This window comes from Bradyrhizobium sp. LTSP857, from assembly GCF_000938285.1.
In the GTDB taxonomy this organism is placed as follows: domain Bacteria; phylum Pseudomonadota; class Alphaproteobacteria; order Rhizobiales; family Xanthobacteraceae; genus Bradyrhizobium.
This window is the reverse complement of the sequence record NZ_JYMS01000046.1, coordinates 225,930-241,321: the sequence shown is the minus strand read 5'-3', so window position 1 is coordinate 241,321 and position 15,392 is coordinate 225,930. Positions and strand designations below refer to the sequence as shown.

Genomic DNA, 15,392 nt, shown 5'->3' with positions numbered 1-15,392 from the left:
CCGGCAGGATGCCTGCCGCTCTGAGAGGGTAAGCAGATCGACATGGAGACCAGAATGATCACCCCGGCGCCGCCAGCGCGGCTTGGCCTGCGACGATGGCTCGCACTCGGGTCCGTATTCACCTTGCTGCTCGGCGCGGCCGCGGTTGCGAATGCACAAGGTTTGGTCAAGGGCGTTCAGGACGGAGCGGCCGCCGGCAACAAGGCGGCAGGTCCCGTCGGGGGCGTCCTGGGCGGCGCGATCGGCGGCGTGGTTGGCGTCTTCACCGGCGTGCTCGGCGTCAACAACAATAGCGGCAATCAGGCGCCGTCCGCCAAGGATGCGGGCAAGGACGCAAAGCAGCAGGACACGAAGCAGCCGGCCGGTGCCAAGGACAAGGATGGCAAGAGCGTCAAGGCTGCCAAAGGCGCCAAGGCGACCAAGGAAGCCAAGAACGCGCCGCAGGACAAGGATGTGACGGTCCTGACCCAGGACGGCGCGCCGCAGTTGACTGCCGACCAGATCGTCGCCAACAGCGATTCCTATATCGAGCGGATCAAGACCGAGCTGAACTTGACCCCCGATCAGGAGAAGCACTGGTTCGGCTTCTCCAGCTCGATGCACTATTTGGGGCATAATGGCGCGGAGCGCCTCAACCTGCGGGTTGAGCGTGCCAAGCGGGATCCGCCCGACGACATCATCGAGCAGATGCGCAACGAGGCGCAGTTCCTGATCGACCGCGCCTCCGATCAGCGCAGCGTCGCCGATGCCGCTGAACCACTGTATTCGAGTCTCGATGACAAGCAGAAGCAGGTTTTCATCCAGGAGATGGTGCGCCTCAGCCACGAGCGCGGCCTGGATTGATCGAACTTGAATCGGATTACATGCTTTCGAAGAATTTTAGTCGCCACGAGTTCGTGAATCCTCCCGCAGCTTCGGGTATGATTAGCTTCGTACGATGGCTGCGGGGTTGATATGGCGGGCGGACTCTCCGTTTTCCTGGTCGAAGACGAGGCGTTGATCCGAATGATGATCGCCGACATGGTGGAGGAGCTTGGCCACCATGTCGTTGCGGAAGCGGACAACGTGCGGGACGCTTGCGCCTTCGCGATGACCGCGCAGTACGATTTCGCCATTCTGGACATCAATCTGATGGGCCTCTATGTCGACCCTGTCGCCGACCTGATCGAGCGCCGCGGCAAACCGTTTCTGTTCGCCACGGGCTACGGGCCGGAATTGCTGCCGTCCTTGCTCCGGCGCAGGCCGATCCTGCGCAAGCCGATCGCCTTGGATCAGCTAAAGGCGATGATCGAGTCGCTGTTTCCGGAGGCCGCCGCCAAGGCGCCGCTTTGATCGCGTGGTCATGAAACTTGTTAGGTCAGGGATTCTGCCATAGCGCGACGAAAACGGCCGCCAGAGGGGCGGCCGTTGTATTCCAACACGTGGATCGTCTTACATCAGGCCGGCGCTGAGATCGACGCCGTGCGCCATCAGGCTGAACGAGGCGAAAAGCCCCATGCAGCAGAACAGGATGATGGCCTTGAAGGAGTAGTCGCTCGACTGCGTTTCGACGCCGGCCGGAATCGCGGTGAGTGAAATCATGCTCATGTTCATTCCCCCCTTGTTGATCCTGAATTGCATCAGGTGAGGGAACTCTTAGAGCAAAAAGTTTGACGTGAGATTGCGAGGGATCGTTAACGGAATCGCAATCGCTCGCGTGTTTGCGCGAGCAGCATGCGATCCCGCACGCTTCAGTTGCGGCCGCCAGCCTTCAGCACTGTCGCAATGGTATGGGCCGTCATGGCGGCGCGGTCCGAGGCGCGTTGCGCAGCCAGCCGGTCCCTGGCCTTTTCCTCGATCAAGAGCTCGATCAGTGCCTGCCGTTTGTTGTCATCATCCGCCTCGATCAGCAGGCGGTGATAGCGGTGATAGTCGAAGCCCAGATCCTGTTTACGCATGTTACGCCCCCGTACCTACGCCACACACGACTGGATTGTTTCCCATCGCACACAAACGGGCAAGCACGATCCTGCGTGGAACCGCGCGTTCGATGCAATCAGCTGTGAATTAGTTAACCGGGGATCGCAGGAGCCGCGCGCGCCTCAATCCAGATTGTGGTCGGCGAACATCTTCAGGCCGACGAAACTCGCATCGGGCTTCGTGACGAGCCGGGTCGGGATATTGCGCAGATAGTCCTGGAAACGCCCCTTGGCTTCGAAGCGCGCCCGGAACGCGGAGGCCGCGAGGAACTCGGGAAAGCGCGGCACGATTCCGCCGGCAATGTAGACGCCACCGCGGGCGCCAAAGGTCACGGCGAGATTGCCCGCGACGGAGCCGAGGATGGCACAGAACATGTCCAGCGTCGCGCGGCTGAGCTCGCAAGTGCCGTCCAGGGCCGCCTTGGTGATAGCGGCCGCGTCGCGGTGCGGCACCTGGGCGCCATCGACCTCCGCCAGCGCTTCGTAGAGGCTTTGGAGGCCGGAGCCGGACAGCGCGCCGCGTTCGATCGAGACGTGACCGAAGCGACGGCGCAGGCACGCGATCACGCGTTCCTCGCGCTCGTTCTCCGCCGGCAGGGTGGCATGGCCGGCCTCGGTGACGACGGCCAGCCGGGCGCCATGGCGCTCGACCAGGCAGGAAACCCCAAAGCCCGTTCCAGGGCCGACCACCAGAAGGGGCTCTCCTGGCATGCCGTCCTGTCCGCCGAGCGGGATCAGATCGGCTGGCTGCAAGGCGGGCAGGGACCAGGCCACCACTTCGAAATCATTGAGGACATGGACACTGTCGAAGCCGAGCGCCGGCTGGAGCTCATTGCCGTCGATGACCCACGGGCTGTTGGTCATGACGCAGCGGTTGTTGGTGACGGGACCCGCGACGGCCAGCACGGCCCTCACAGGCTTCTCGTCGCTGGCTCGTTGAAGGACGTGGGTGATGGCTTCCCGGACCGTCGGGTGATCGGCGACCTTCACATAGTCGATCGGTCCGATCTGCTCGCCATTACTCAGCGCGAAGCGCGCATTGGTTCCGCCGATATCGGCGAGAAGAATGTTTCCTGTCTTGCCGATACTCATGACCATTTGGCTGCCGTAGCCTTGCAGGCTTTGGGAACCATTTTCCTCCACGCCTTCGCCGCGATCCGCATGTCGCGGGTATCAGAGATTCCGCCCTCGGGTACAGCTAGTCAACACGGACGAGGCCAAAGCGTTGCATCCGGGAGGGATCAGCCGGCCGTTCGCGCGACATCGTAGCAGGATGCCGGTGGTTGCGAAGCAGCGCGGGAAGATCGACATTGAAGCGGCCGGCGTCTGTCGCGCCGGGCCGATGGAATGGGACCTGCGATGAAGATTTCCGACCGCGACGTGCTGCTGGTGATCGACGTGCAGAATGATTTCTGCACCGGCGGGGCGCTCGCCGTTCCCGGCGGCGAGAAGGTGGTGCCCGCCATCAACCGCATCGCCCAAAAATTCGCCAATGTGGTATTGACGCAGGACTGGCATCCTCGCGACCACGTCTCCTTTGCGCCGAACCATGCCGGCAAGCAGCCATTCCAGGCCATCGAGCTCGACTACGGCACCCAGGTGCTCTGGCCGACGCACTGTGTACGGGACACGGAGGGCGCCGAATTCCATAGGGAGCTGGATGTCGCGCGGGCCAGCCTCGTGGTGCGCAAGGGCTTTCGCCGCAGCATCGATTCCTATTCGGCGCTGTTCGAGAATGATCACAAGACGCCGACCGGCCTGCTCGGATATCTGCGCGAGCGCGATCTGAAGACGGTCTTCGTCGCCGGCCTCGCGCTCGACTTCTGCGTCCGCTTTTCGGCGGAGGATGCGCGCAAGGCGGGGTTCGAGGTTGCCGTCATCGAGGACGCCTGCCGCGGCATCGACCTCGACGGCTCGGTCGCGGCGACGCACCAGAGTTTTCGGGAGCGTGACATTTCGATCGTCAGCCTGGAGGCGTTCTTGTGAGGATCGCGAGGTAACGATGGCGGAGCAGACCGGCAAACAGCCAAGTAGACCCGGGCATGTCCCCGAGGATCCCTTGCAGTGGCCGTTCGCGGCGGCCCGTCTTGCCATGGACGCCTGGTTTGGGTGGCTGGACCGCGCTCCAGCCGAGCAGGGCGACAGCAGCCTGCCATGGACGACGCCCAATTCCGTTGCGCTGGAGCTTGCCACCATGCGCCTGCGCGATTGCACGCGGACGCGGTCCGGGCAGCCGGCCCTGGTCTGCGCGCCGTATGCGCTGCACCGGGCCCTCATCGCCGACTTCGCGCCCGGCCACAGCGTCGTGCATTCCCTGCAAAATGGCGGCGTCGACCGGGTCTATCTTACCGATTGGCGCTCGGCCTCGCCGGAGATGCGCTATCTCTCGATCGATAGCTATCTCGGCGATCTCAACGTCGCCGTCGACGAGATCGGCGCGCCGGTCGATCTCGTTGGCCTGTGTCAGGGTGGATGGCTATCGCTGCTCTACGCGGCGCGCTTCCCGGCCAAGGTGCGGCGGCTCGTGCTGGTTGGTGCGCCGGTCGACCTCTCGATCGACTCCTCGCTGTCGCAGCTCGCCCGCAACGCGCCGGGGATGGTCTACGACCAGCTCGTCGCACGCGGCGGCGGCAATGTCAGCGGCGAGGAGATGTTGCGGGTCTGGTCGAAGCGGCCCGGCCGCGACGACATCGCGGCGGCGTTGCAGAAGGACCTCGCCGACGAGGAGGGCGCGGCCCTGCTCGCGCACTTCGACCGCTGGAATACGGAAGCGCTCAATCTGCCCGGCACCTATTATCTCCAGATCGTCAACTGGATCTTTCGAGAGAACCGCATCGCCAGCGGCAATTTCACAGCCCTCGGCCGCGCGATCGACCTGAAGGACGTCAAGTCGCCGGTCTTCCTTCTGGCCGGGCTCGACGACGACGTCGTGCCGGCTGGGCAGGCACTTGCCACCGCAAAGCTCGTTGGCACGCCGCCGGCCTTCGTCGCAGCGGCCTCGGAGCCCAGCAACCATCTTGGCCTCTTCATGGGCGCGAGGACCCACGCCCACGCCTGGCCCCGGATTGCCGAATGGCTGCGTAGCGATCTGGCCAGTGTGCTCGCGCGCAGCGCCTGACGCAGCCAAAGGGGGCGGCGCAGGTGCAAGTCCGTTATGCATGACGGCGGATGGCCTGCACGGAGCCACGGCGATGGGTTAAATAGGGCCCAGGGCTGGCGACTGCCGGTCCGACAAGATTTAAGGGTCCTTTGCTCGATGAGTTTCCACTCGATCTACGCCCACGGATTTGCGCGCGTGGCGGCCTGCGTCACCACCTCGCATGTGGCCGATCCCTCGGCCAATGCGAAGGCGATTTTGGCGGCGGCGAAGGACTGCCATGAGCAGTCGGCGGCAGTCGCCGTGTTTCCCGAGCTGTGCCTGTCCGGCTATGCGATCGAGGATCTCGTGAAGCAGGATCCGCTGCTCGATGCGGTCGAGCGCGGGCTCGCCGCGATCGTCGAGGCGTCCTCGACCCTGATGACCGTCCTGATCGTCGGCGCGCCGCTGCGCTTTGGGGCCCGCATCTACAATTGCGCCGTCGTCATTCACCGCGGCAGCATTTTGGGCGTCGTGCCCAAGACCTACCTGCCGACCTATCGGGAATTCTACGAAGGACGCCATTTCGCCTCCGGTGCTGGCATGGTCGGCGAGACCATTGTGGTCGGCAAGCTTCGCGCGCCCTTCGGTGTGGATCTGCTGTTTGCGGCCGAGGATGTCCCGGGCCTCACCATCGGCGTCGAGATCTGCGAAGACATGTGGATCCCAGTGACGCCGGCCTCGGAGCTCGCGCTTGTGGGCGCGAGCGTGCTGATCAACCTCTCCGGCAGCCCGATCACGATCGGACGGGCGCGCTCCCGCGCGCTGCTGTGCCAGTCGACGTCGGCGCGCTGCCTTGCCGCCTACGTCTATTCCGCGGCCGGGGCAGGGGAATCGACCACCGATCTTGCCTGGGACGGCCAGACCTCGATCTATGAGAACGGCGTGCTGCTGGCCGAAGGCGAGCGGTTCCGGCAGGAGGGCCAGATCACGTTCGCCGACGTCGATCTCGACCTGCTCAGGCAGGAACGCGCCTCGATGGGCACGTTCGACGACAACCGCCGGCAGCGCGAGGCGTTTTTCCGCAAGGTGACATTCGAGCTCAAGGCGCCAACGGACGATATCGGCTTCCTGCGCAAGGTCGAACGGTTTCCGTTCGTGCCGAGCGACGAGAGCCTGCTCGAGCAGGACTGCTACGAGGCCTACAACATCCAGGTCGCCGGCCTCGTGCAGCGCATGCGCGCCACCGGTACCAAGCGCGTCGTGATCGGCGTTTCGGGCGGGCTCGATTCCACCCATGCGCTGATCGTCGCGGCCAAGGCCGTCGACCTGCTCGGCCTGCCCCGTGAAAACATCCTCGCCTACACCATGCCGGGCTTTGCCACCGGCAGTGAGAGCAAGGCCAATGCGTTCGCGCTGATGAAGGCGTTGCAGACGAACTGGCAGGAACTTGATATCCGCACCACCGCCACGCAGATGCTGAAGGATATCGGCCATCCCTTCGGCAAGGGCGAGAAGGTCTACGATATCACCTTCGAAAACGTGCAGGCGGGCCTGCGTACGGACTATCTGTTCCGCCTCGCCAATCACCACGGCGGCATCGTCATCGGCACCGGCGATCTCTCCGAGCTTGCGCTCGGCTGGTGCACTTATGGCGTCGGCGACCAGATGGCGCATTACAACGTCAACGCCGGGGTACCGAAGACGCTGATCCAGCATCTGATCCGCTGGGTGATCGCCTCGAAGCAGTTCAGCGACGACGTCAACCGGACGCTTGCCTCGATCCTGTCGGCCGAAATCTCGCCGGAGCTGGTTCCGGTCAAGCCGGGCGAGAAGCCGCAGAGCACTGAAGCCTCGGTCGGGCCCTACGAGCTTCAGGATTTCAACCTGTTCTACACGCTGCGGTTCGGCATGCGGCCGTCCAAGATCGCCTTCATGGCGTTGCAGGCGTGGAAGGATGTCGCCAGGGGCGAATGGCCGCCGGCGTTCCCGGGCGATCGCCGCAAGGCCTATGATCTTCCCGAGATCCGCCGCTGGCTGGAGGTGTTCCTGCGCCGCTTCTTCGCCTTCAGCCAGTTCAAGCGCTCGGCCATGCCGAACGGGCCGAAGGTATCGTCCGGCGGCTCGCTGTCGCCGCGCGGCGACTGGCGCGCGCCGTCGGATTCGAGCGCGGCGGCATGGCTTGAGGATCTCGAGCGGAACGTGCCGAACTGATCGAAGAGGGCAGGCTGAAACGACTTCGCGCCGCGCGGCCCATATGGCCGGCGGCGCGAAATCACGTTCAATCTTAGAAAGCACGAGGTCCGGAGTGCCTAGGAGTCCGGACCTCGTAACCTTGCCCCAGCCTTTGATCCCCCCGCCCCATGTGGTCCCCCAACCCCGTGGTGCGCGATCAGAGGGTGATGCCCTTGGAAGGCCGCCGATCGATGTCCGCGATGTACGCGAGATCTAAATAGGATTCCATTCCGGATCACTACGGACTCGAACGCGCTTGATTTCGCGCGCGAATGCATGCGTCTGCACGCGCTGCGCTCGCCGTTGCCTGAATTCGATGCACGCGATCGCCGCGATGTCCACATCTCCCCAGCGCCGCGGAACCTGCATTTCACTGGCCTGTCACTGAACTGGTCTAGCGCTGTCCTTGTCATCGCTGACAATCAGGGAAGCAAGCCATGTCGAAGCCGTTGTTGGGCGCCGCACTGTCCATCAAATCGATTCCCGCTCACCGCGACTGGCTTCTCGAACGGCAGCGCGATCTCGAGGTTCAGGATTTCTTTCGCGCGGATTTGCTCGACGGCGACTGGCGTAGCGCTGCCAGTGACATCAAACAGATGCTCTCAGGCCATACCGGACGGCTCGGCATCCACGGCCCGTTCTGGGGCTTCAAGATCGACAGCCACGATTCCCTGATCCGCCAGGCGGTGACCAAGCGCCTGCTTCAGGGCCTTGATGCCGCTGAATTCCTTGGCGCAACGCAGATGGTGATCCATTCGCCGTTCACGACCTGGGACCACAACAATCTCGATCTCTATCCGGACAACCGGGGCAATCTCGTCGAACGCGTCAAAGCGACGCTCGCCGAAGTGATCGCGCGTGCCGAAACGATCGGCTGCGAGATCGTGATCGAGAACATCGAGGACAAGGATCCGCGCGACCGCGTGCGGCTCGCCAAGGCGCTCGAAAGCAGCAAGGTCCGCGTCTCGCTCGACACCGGACACGCCAACTACGCGCATGGGTCCACCGGCGCGCCGCCGGTCGATTATTATGTCGAGGCCGCCGGTGACATGTTGACGCATGTGCACCTCCAGGACACCGACGGCTTTGCCGACCGGCACTGGGCGCCGGGCGAAGGCAACATTCCCTGGGAGGCCGTGTTCCGCGCGTTGGGCCGGCTGACGTCCAACCCGCGGCTGATCCTCGAGCTTCGCAATCACGACGACGTTCGCGCCGGCGCCGCGTATCTCGCCGCGCTCGAGCTCGCCGAATAACAGACATCACAGAGGGCAGGGGTCCATCGTCATGCGCAAGCTCACCCGTCGCACCATCCTGAAATCCGGCGGCGCTGCCGCGAGCACACTTCTGCTGCCACGCTTTGCGATCGGACAAGCCGACAACCGTCCGTCGGTGACCATCGCCGTGCAGAAGGTCACCAACTCGAACGTGCTCGACGTGCTGCGCGAGCAGTCCAATGTCGGCGAGCGCGTGTTCTTCTCCTCGATCTGGGAGGGCCTGATCTCCAAGAACTGGCGCGGCAGCCTTGAGGCCGTGCCGGGGCTTGCCACCGAATGGCGTCGTATCGACGACCAGACCGTCGAGGTGAAGCTGCGTCAGGGCGTGAAGTTCCACAATGGCGACGAGTTGACGGCAGAAGACGTCGTCTTCACGTTCAGCCGCGAGCGCATGTTCGGCGAGACCGAGGCCAAGAGCCGCTCTACCATCCAGGCGTTCGAGAAGATCCCGATGCCGAAGCCCGGCAAGGAACTGCCGCCGGATGTGCCCGCGGTCGCCCGCCGCATCTGGCCGGACCTCGTGCGTGTCGACGCCGTCGACAAGTACACCGTGCGCTTCTACAACGCGACGCCCGACGTCACCATCGAGGGCCGGCTGTCGCGCTACGGCTCCGACATCGCAAACCGCCGCGCCTGGGCTGAATCCGCGAGCTATCTCGACTGGGCGCGCAAGCCGATCACGACCGGCCCCTACAAGGTCGTCGAGCTCAAGCCCGACGTGTCGCTGACGCTCGAAGCACATGACGAATATTGGGGCGGCCGGCCGCCGCTCAAGCGCATCCGCTTCCTCGAGGTGCCCGAGGTCGCTAGCCGCATCAACGGGCTGCTGTCGGGCGAATACCAGTTCGCCTGCGATATCCCGCCCGACCAGATCGCGGGCATCGAGAAGAACGCGGCGTTCGAAGTGCAGGGCGGCACCATCCTCAATCACCGCCTGACCGTGTTCGACAAGAACCACGCCCAGCTTGCCAATCCGCTGGTGCGGCGCGCCTTCACCCACGCGATCGACCGTCAGGCGATCGTCGACAGCCTGTGGGCCGGCCGCACCCGCGTGCCGAAGGGGCTGCAGTGGGAATTCTACGGCGACATGTTCCACGCCGACTGGAGCGTGCCGGCCTATGATCCGAAGCTTGCGCAGGATCTCTTGAAGCAGGCCAACTACAAGGGCGATCCGATCCCGTATCGCCTGCTCAACAATTACTACACCAACCAGGTCGCGACCGCGCAGGTACTGGTCGAGATGTGGAAATCGGTCGGCCTCAACGTCGAGATCGAGACCAAGGAGAACTGGTCGCAGATCATGGAACGGGCGCCGAACCGCGCCGTGCGCGACTGGTCGAACTCCGCCGCCTTCAACGACCCCGTATCTTCGCTTGTGGCCCAGCATGGCCCGAACGGCCAGCAGCAGCAGATCGGCGAGTGGACCAACGCCGAGCTGAACAAACTCTCCGAATTCCTGGAGACTTCGACCGACCGTGCCGCCCGCAAGAAGGCGTTCCACCGCATGCTGGAGATCGCCGAGCGCGAGGATCCCGCCTATACGGTGCTGCACCAGAACGCGACCTTCACGGCCAAGCCGAAATCGATCAAGTGGAAGGCGTCGCCGGCCTTCGCGATGGATTTCCGCGCCGGCAATTTCGAGGTCTGATCGGTGACGCCGCTGATCAGCATCGAGGGCCTGAGCGTCGCCTTCAACGGTGTGCCCGTGCTGCGCGGCGTCGACCTGATCTTGCACAAGGGCGAGGCCCTCGGTCTCGTCGGCGAATCCGGATCGGGCAAGTCGGTGACATGGCTTGCCGCGCTGGGGCTGTTGCCGCGGCAGGCGCATATCTCTGGCTCCGTTCGTCTCGACGGGCGCGAGATTCTTGGCGCGCCTTCCGCCGAGCTCGACCAGGTGCGGGGCGGGCGGGTCGCCATGATCTTCCAGGACCCGGCGAGCGCGCTCAACCCGGTGCTGACCATCCGCAAGCAGCTCTGCGAGGCCTTGGCGCTGCATCGCGATCTCTCGGGCGTGGCTGTGAAAGCGGAAGCGCTGAGGCTGCTCGATCTCGTCGGCATTCCCGACGCAGGCCGCCGGCTCTCGGCCTATCCGCATGAGTTCTCCGGCGGCCAGGTCCAGCGCATCATGATCGCGATGGCCTTGGCCGGAAATCCCGATCTGCTGATCGCCGACGAGCCCACGACGGCGCTCGATGCTACCATTCAGGCGCAGATCCTGGAGCTGCTGTCGTCGCTTCGCCGCGAGCTGGGCATGGCGATGGTCTTGATCAGCCACGATCTCGGCGTCGTCGCGGAAAATTGCGACCGCGTCGCCGTGATGTATGCCGGCCGCATCGTCGAGCAGGCGCCGGCCAACCAGCTCTTTGCCGATCCCGTGCATCCTTACGCGCAAGGCCTGATCGGCGCGCTGCCGCCGCTCGACGGGCCGCGCCGACGTCTGACCGCCATTCCCGGGACGGTGCCCGATCCCGCGAACATGCCTGATGGATGCGCCTTCGCGCCCCGTTGTGCGCTGGCGGCCGAGCCGTGCGGCCTCGCTGCGCCGAGCCTGGCGCCGATCGCGAACGACCGCGCCGTCGCCTGCATTCGTGCCGAGGCTTCGCGCCGGGCGCTGCTCGGGATCGCCGCCGAATGAGCACGCCGCTCGTCGAGGTATCCTCGATCTCGCGCAGCTATGCGATGCGCTCCGGAATGTTCGGCCGAAGCACCGCAGTTCACGCGGTCGACGGCGTGTCGCTCACAATTCCCAAAGGCGAAACGCTGGGCCTCGTCGGCGAGTCCGGTTCCGGCAAATCCACCACGGGCCGCATCGTGCTCGGTCTCGAGCCGCCGGATCGCGGCGAGGTGCGGTTCGACGGCAAGCCGATGGCTGCGCCTGGAACACCGGCGTGGCGTGCGCAACGGGCGCGCATGCAGATGATCTTTCAAGACCCGTTGGGCGCGCTGGACCGGCGCTTGCCGGTCGCAGCGCAAATCCGTGAGCCGCTGGACATCCACGGGCTCGGCACGCCGGCCGAGCGCGACGACCGCGTCCGCGAATTGCTGCGCGCGGTCGAGCTAACCCCGGCGCATGGTGTGCGTTATCCCGGGGCGCTCTCCGGCGGGCAGCGCCAGCGCATCGTGTTGGCGCGGGCGCTTGCGACAAAACCCGATTTCCTGGTCTGCGACGAGCCGGTCAGCGCGCTCGATGTCTCGATCCAGGCGCAGGTGGTGAACTTGCTCGCCGATCTCCAGGAAAGACTCGCACTGACGCTGCTGTTCATCAGCCATGATCTGCGCGTCGTCCGCCAGATCAGCAATGTCGTGGCGGTGATGTATCTCGGCCGCATCGTCGAGATCGGCAGCGCCGATGATCTCTTTGCACGGCCGGAGCATCCGTATACGCAAGCGCTGGTCTCGGCCTCGCCCGCGCCCGGCCGACGCAGCGCAGGCCGCATCGTGTTGGCGGGCGATCCGCCGAACCCGGCCGCGCGTCCGCACGGCTGCGCGTTCCATCCACGCTGTCCGCGCGCGGTTGCGCGTTGCGCGACCGAGACGCCGGTTCTCTCGGCCGTCGGTGGTGACCGGCAAGTCGCCTGCCATCTCGTGACGGGGCCGCAAGTCCAAACGCGGGACGTGGCCTGATGGCACGCTATTTCGCCATTCGCATCGGACGCGCGGCCCTGACGATCGTCCTCGTCGTCACCTTCGCCTTCATCGTGCTGCGTCTCTCCGGCGATCCCGCGCTGATGATTTTGGGACCGGAAGCGCCGCCGGAGGTCCTCGCCGCCTTCCGCAAGGCCTGGGGCCTCGACGATCCCATCTGGTTTCAGTATCTCGACTATTTTGGCGCCATCGCTAAGGGCGAGCTCGGCCGCTCCATGCGCGACGGAAGGCCTGCGATCGAGCTCGTGCTGGAGCGGATCCCGGCGACGCTGGCGCTGACCTTGCCGGCCTTCGCGTTCAAGGTGGCGCTCGGCATTCCCGCCGGCATCTACGCCGCGTTGCACCGAGGCACCACGATCGACCGCGCCGTGATGATGACGGCGGTGGCCGGCTTCACGGTCCCGAGTTTTGTCCTTGCGCTGGTGCTCGTGCTCGTCTTCGCCGTGCAGCTTGGATGGCTGCCGTCGGGTGGGCAGGACAGCTGGCGTCACGCCATCCTGCCGATCGCGACGCTGAGCCTCGGCGGTGCGGCCGTGCTGGCGCGTTTCACGCGAAGCGCGATGCTGGAAGTGCTGGGCCAGCCCTATATCCGCACGGCGTCGGCGAAAGGCGTGCCTTGGCACCGAGTTGTGATCTCGCACGCGCTGCCGAACGCGGCGATCCCGACCGTCACCATTCTGGGCTTCATGGTGGGTACGCTGATTGCGGGTGCCGTCGTGGTCGAGAGCGTGTTTTCGTGGCCGGGGGTAGGGCGCCTGCTCGTCGTTGCCGTCGCCAACCGCGACCTCGCCGTCGTGCAATGCATCCTGCTGCTGGTCGCACTGACCATGGTCACGTCGAACCTGATCGTCGACTTCCTCTATGGCTTCCTCGATCCGCGCCTGCGCGCCAAAGGGGCCCACGCATGACAGATGCTACGCTGAAGGACAGCGCCGTCCGCCGGCGCATCAGCCTGCCGGCGATACCGGTCTCGGTCGCGCTGGCAGTCACCTGGATCATCGCCATGCTGGTGATCGCTGCCTTCGCCGAGAAGATCGCACCCTATGGCTACACCCAGCTCGACCTGCGCAATCGCCTGTCCGCGCCCGGCAATGTCGCGCACTGGCTCGGCACGGACGAGCTCGGCCGCGACGTGCTGTCGCGACTGCTTGTCTCGATCCGCATCTCGCTGCTGATCGCCTTCGGCGCAACCGCGATTTCGGCCGTCGTCGGCACCACGCTCGGCTTCCTCGCCGCGCATTTCCGCGGGGTCGTCGAGCAGTTCGTGCTGATGCTGACCGACTTCCAGGCCAGCATGCCCTTCCTGATCATGGCGCTCGCGGTGCTCGCCTTCTTCGGCAACTCGCTGCCGCTGCTGATCGGCCTGATGGGACTGTTCGGCTGGGAGCGCTATGCCCGCATCGCCCGCGGCCTCGCCATTTCCGCCAATGCGCAAGGTTATGCCGCTGCCGTCCGACAGCTCGGTGCGACGCCGGCGCGGATTTATCTCAGGCACATTTTGCCCAACATCGCCTCGACCTTGATCGTCTCGACCACGCTGGTCTTCCCCGAGGTGATCCTGATGGAGTCCGGCCTGTCCTTCCTCGGCCTCGGCGTGCAGCCGCCGATGACCAGCCTCGGCAACATGGTCGGCTATGGCCGCGAATATCTGACCCGGGCGCCCTGGATCATGCTGGCGCCGGCCACCACCATTGTCGTGACTACGCTGGCCGTTTCCGTGATCGGCGACTGGCTGCGCGATAAGCTCGATCCGACGCTGCAATAGCTAATCCTGGATATCCGGCGTCCTGCCGCGCCCGAGCGCGAATTGACCGACCGGGCTCTCGACATGGAATTCCAGCTCCGTCATCTTCGCGAACAGATCGATGTTGGTGCTGCCAATAGCGCAGCCGCCGAGGCCCATATCAGTCGCCGCCAGGTAGAACGTCTGGAGCAGGGCGCCGACATCCTTCAGGATCAGCGAATATGCGATTGCGCTATATTTCCAGGAGATCCGGCCAAAGCGCGCGGCGATCGTGATCAGGATTTGCGGCTGACCCGGCGCGTCCATGGCAAACTTGGCTGCTGCCAAGTGCGCCTGGAGTTGTTGAGTGGAGGCGCTGATCGCGGCCAGCGCGTGGCTTCCTGCATCGTAGTGGTAGAGCCCGCGCGCAAGCCCTTCGCAGCTCGAGACCGTCAGGTACAATTCCAGCTCGTAGGCGCTCCCCGCCGCCGGATAAGGCCGTGTGCTGTAGTCGACCTCGGAACCGCCGTCAAAATACGGGCCGCTTTTCCATTCGGACATCACGCGCGCGGTGGTGTCGAGAAATTGCGCGAGTTCGCCGAGCGTGATCGGATGCTTGTCGTCGAAATCCCGCGTCGAATGACGTTCGCGCAACAGCTTTGGGAAGGGTGAGTCTGGTTCGGAGGAGGAGAATTTGCGCAGGTCGATCTTGCTGCCGGGCCAGGGCGGACGCACGGCGGGCGACGGCGGAACGACGCTCGCATAGGTGAAGGCGGCGCCGACCGGATTGGCTTGCCGGCCCTCGGTGCTCCGCGTGTGAAACACCAGATCATGGAAATCCCAGAGAACGAGATTGCCGTCGCCTTCATTCACCCGCAGGCCGTCGCCATCTTTCGCAGCGAGCTTGAGCAGGATCTGGCTGTCCAGCAACAGTTCGAGCAGATAGAGCGTCGAGGAGCCAGCCCGCAGGTTGAGCTTGCTGATCTTCCGAGGCTGCGACAGCACGGCAAGGGTCGCGGCGATGGTGGGATCGCCAATCCGGAACAGCGCGCCGGCGCGCGGGGATTCCAGCGCCATCTCATTGCCGCGACGGCGCAGATAGGCAAAGCGAGACAACACAACAGTATCACGGCTGCCGAGCTTCGCGCGTCGCGGCCAGTATTCGGCGACCTGGGGCTCGATGACCACGAGGTCTTGCTCGTCACGAGAGGAGGGGAGGCGGTATTCCAGAAGTCCTTGCCGGGCCAGCCGATGCGCCAGCGCGTCGACTTCCTTGGCGAGAGCGCTCTTGCCTGCAAAGGACGCGAGCGGAAGGCCGGTGCTCAGATGTCGCGCGCGATCCATCGCGGCCGCGCTGAACTGTCCAAGGTTGACGGAATAATCGCCCAGAGAGGCGGTGATGTTTCCGTCCAGCTGCATCTGAAGGGAGAAACGATGGCTCAATCGGGCGGCAATGTCTGGCGCGATTGTCCTGGTCGGCT

General features: G+C 64.8%; 15 protein-coding genes. 11 read left to right on the top strand and 4 right to left on the bottom strand.

Going from position 1 to position 15,392, the window contains the following annotated elements; genetic code table 11:
• Nucleotides 1-54 precede the first annotated feature (54 nt).
• Nucleotides 55-843 carry a Spy/CpxP family protein refolding chaperone gene (locus UP06_RS30570; protein ID WP_045007398.1) on the top strand — a complete coding sequence of 263 codons (789 nt, stop codon included), beginning with the start codon at nucleotides 55-57 and terminating at the stop codon, nucleotides 841-843.
• Between the two features lie 111 nt (nucleotides 844-954).
• A complete protein-coding gene (locus UP06_RS30565; RefSeq protein WP_045007397.1) occupies nucleotides 955-1,332 on the top strand; it encodes a response regulator in 378 nt (125 codons plus the stop codon).
• Between the two features lie 99 nt (nucleotides 1,333-1,431).
• Here the strand turns inward: UP06_RS30565 and UP06_RS41705 are convergent, their stop codons facing one another.
• From UP06_RS41705 to glk, 3 genes are all read right to left on the bottom strand, one after another.
• Nucleotides 1,432-1,587: a hypothetical protein gene (locus tag UP06_RS41705; protein WP_197087429.1), complete on the bottom strand. Its 156-nt coding sequence runs from the start codon at nucleotides 1,585-1,587 to the stop codon at nucleotides 1,432-1,434.
• A 143-nt stretch (nucleotides 1,588-1,730) separates the two neighbouring features.
• The gene (locus UP06_RS30560) at nucleotides 1,731-1,937 is read right to left on the bottom strand and encodes a hypothetical protein (protein WP_045007396.1); all 207 of its coding nucleotides are present in this window, start codon (nucleotides 1,935-1,937) and stop codon (nucleotides 1,731-1,733) included.
• Nucleotides 1,938-2,081: 144 nt separating this feature from the next.
• Nucleotides 2,082-3,050, bottom strand: coding sequence for a glucokinase (gene glk / locus UP06_RS30555; RefSeq protein WP_045007629.1), 969 nt, complete (start codon nucleotides 3,048-3,050; stop codon nucleotides 2,082-2,084).
• A 255-nt stretch (nucleotides 3,051-3,305) separates the two neighbouring features.
• On the opposite strand from glk, the gene pncA reads away from it, so the two are divergent.
• The 9 genes from pncA (at nucleotide 3,306) to UP06_RS30510 (ending at nucleotide 13,953) form a co-directional block, all read left to right on the top strand.
• Nucleotides 3,306-3,944, top strand: a complete 639-nt coding sequence (gene pncA, locus UP06_RS30550) for a bifunctional nicotinamidase/pyrazinamidase (protein WP_045007395.1) — start codon at nucleotides 3,306-3,308, stop codon at nucleotides 3,942-3,944.
• Nucleotides 3,945-3,960: 16 nt separating this feature from the next.
• On the top strand, nucleotides 3,961-5,076 hold the full coding sequence (locus tag UP06_RS30545; RefSeq protein WP_045007394.1) for an alpha/beta fold hydrolase: 1,116 nt from the start codon (nucleotides 3,961-3,963) through the stop codon (nucleotides 5,074-5,076).
• Nucleotides 5,077-5,214: 138 nt separating this feature from the next.
• Nucleotides 5,215-7,248: an NAD(+) synthase gene (locus tag UP06_RS30540; protein ID WP_045007393.1), complete on the top strand. Its 2,034-nt coding sequence runs from the start codon at nucleotides 5,215-5,217 to the stop codon at nucleotides 7,246-7,248.
• A 458-nt stretch (nucleotides 7,249-7,706) separates the two neighbouring features.
• Nucleotides 7,707-8,522, top strand: coding sequence for a sugar phosphate isomerase/epimerase family protein (locus UP06_RS30535; RefSeq protein WP_045007392.1), 816 nt, complete (start codon nucleotides 7,707-7,709; stop codon nucleotides 8,520-8,522).
• 31 nt (nucleotides 8,523-8,553) lie between these two features.
• Entirely contained in the window at nucleotides 8,554-10,191 is a 1,638-nt protein-coding gene (locus UP06_RS30530; protein WP_045007391.1) for an ABC transporter substrate-binding protein, read from the top strand.
• A gap of 3 nt (nucleotides 10,192-10,194) precedes the next feature.
• Nucleotides 10,195-11,178 carry an ABC transporter ATP-binding protein gene (locus UP06_RS30525; protein WP_045007390.1) on the top strand — a complete coding sequence of 328 codons (984 nt, stop codon included), beginning with the start codon at nucleotides 10,195-10,197 and terminating at the stop codon, nucleotides 11,176-11,178.
• A complete protein-coding gene (locus UP06_RS30520; RefSeq protein ID WP_045007389.1) occupies nucleotides 11,175-12,167 on the top strand; it encodes an ABC transporter ATP-binding protein in 993 nt (330 codons plus the stop codon). The genes UP06_RS30525 and UP06_RS30520 overlap by 4 nt, the downstream gene beginning before the upstream one ends.
• Nucleotides 12,167-13,096, top strand: a complete 930-nt coding sequence (locus tag UP06_RS30515; protein ID WP_045007388.1) for an ABC transporter permease — start codon at nucleotides 12,167-12,169, stop codon at nucleotides 13,094-13,096. Before UP06_RS30520 ends, UP06_RS30515 begins: the two co-directional genes overlap by 1 nt.
• Nucleotides 13,093-13,953: an ABC transporter permease gene (locus UP06_RS30510; protein WP_045007387.1), complete on the top strand. Its 861-nt coding sequence runs from the start codon at nucleotides 13,093-13,095 to the stop codon at nucleotides 13,951-13,953. The genes UP06_RS30515 and UP06_RS30510 overlap by 4 nt, the downstream gene beginning before the upstream one ends.
• Here the strand turns inward: UP06_RS30510 and UP06_RS30505 are convergent, their stop codons facing one another.
• Nucleotides 13,954-15,330, bottom strand: coding sequence for a SagB/ThcOx family dehydrogenase (locus tag UP06_RS30505; RefSeq protein ID WP_045007386.1), 1,377 nt, complete (start codon nucleotides 15,328-15,330; stop codon nucleotides 13,954-13,956). It lies immediately after the preceding gene.
• Nucleotides 15,331-15,392 lie beyond the last annotated feature (62 nt).

What these genes read in the sequence shown, in the direction of transcription:
- UP06_RS30535 (WP_045007392.1), top strand. Translation starts at nt 7,707, where the DNA reads ATGTCGAAGCCGTTGTTGGGCGCCGCACTGTCCATCAAATCGATTCCC.
- UP06_RS30520 (WP_045007389.1), top strand. Translation starts at nt 11,175, where the DNA reads ATGAGCACGCCGCTCGTCGAGGTATCCTCGATCTCGCGCAGCTATGCG.
- UP06_RS30505 (WP_045007386.1), bottom strand. Translation starts at nt 15,330, where the DNA reads ATGCAGCTGGACGGAAACATCACCGCCTCTCTGGGCGATTATTCCGTC.
- UP06_RS30565 (WP_045007397.1), top strand. Translation starts at nt 955, where the DNA reads ATGGCGGGCGGACTCTCCGTTTTCCTGGTCGAAGACGAGGCGTTGATC.
- pncA (WP_045007395.1), top strand. Translation starts at nt 3,306, where the DNA reads ATGGGACCTGCGATGAAGATTTCCGACCGCGACGTGCTGCTGGTGATC.
- UP06_RS30530 (WP_045007391.1), top strand. Translation starts at nt 8,554, where the DNA reads ATGCGCAAGCTCACCCGTCGCACCATCCTGAAATCCGGCGGCGCTGCC.
- glk (WP_045007629.1), bottom strand. Translation starts at nt 3,050, where the DNA reads ATGAGTATCGGCAAGACAGGAAACATTCTTCTCGCCGATATCGGCGGA.
- UP06_RS30540 (WP_045007393.1), top strand. Translation starts at nt 5,215, where the DNA reads ATGAGTTTCCACTCGATCTACGCCCACGGATTTGCGCGCGTGGCGGCC.
- UP06_RS30545 (WP_045007394.1), top strand. Translation starts at nt 3,961, where the DNA reads ATGGCGGAGCAGACCGGCAAACAGCCAAGTAGACCCGGGCATGTCCCC.
- UP06_RS30570 (WP_045007398.1), top strand. Translation starts at nt 55, where the DNA reads ATGATCACCCCGGCGCCGCCAGCGCGGCTTGGCCTGCGACGATGGCTC.
- UP06_RS41705 (WP_197087429.1), bottom strand. Translation starts at nt 1,587, where the DNA reads ATGAGCATGATTTCACTCACCGCGATTCCGGCCGGCGTCGAAACGCAG.
- UP06_RS30515 (WP_045007388.1), top strand. Translation starts at nt 12,167, where the DNA reads ATGGCACGCTATTTCGCCATTCGCATCGGACGCGCGGCCCTGACGATC.
- UP06_RS30510 (WP_045007387.1), top strand. Translation starts at nt 13,093, where the DNA reads ATGACAGATGCTACGCTGAAGGACAGCGCCGTCCGCCGGCGCATCAGC.
- UP06_RS30560 (WP_045007396.1), bottom strand. Translation starts at nt 1,937, where the DNA reads ATGCGTAAACAGGATCTGGGCTTCGACTATCACCGCTATCACCGCCTG.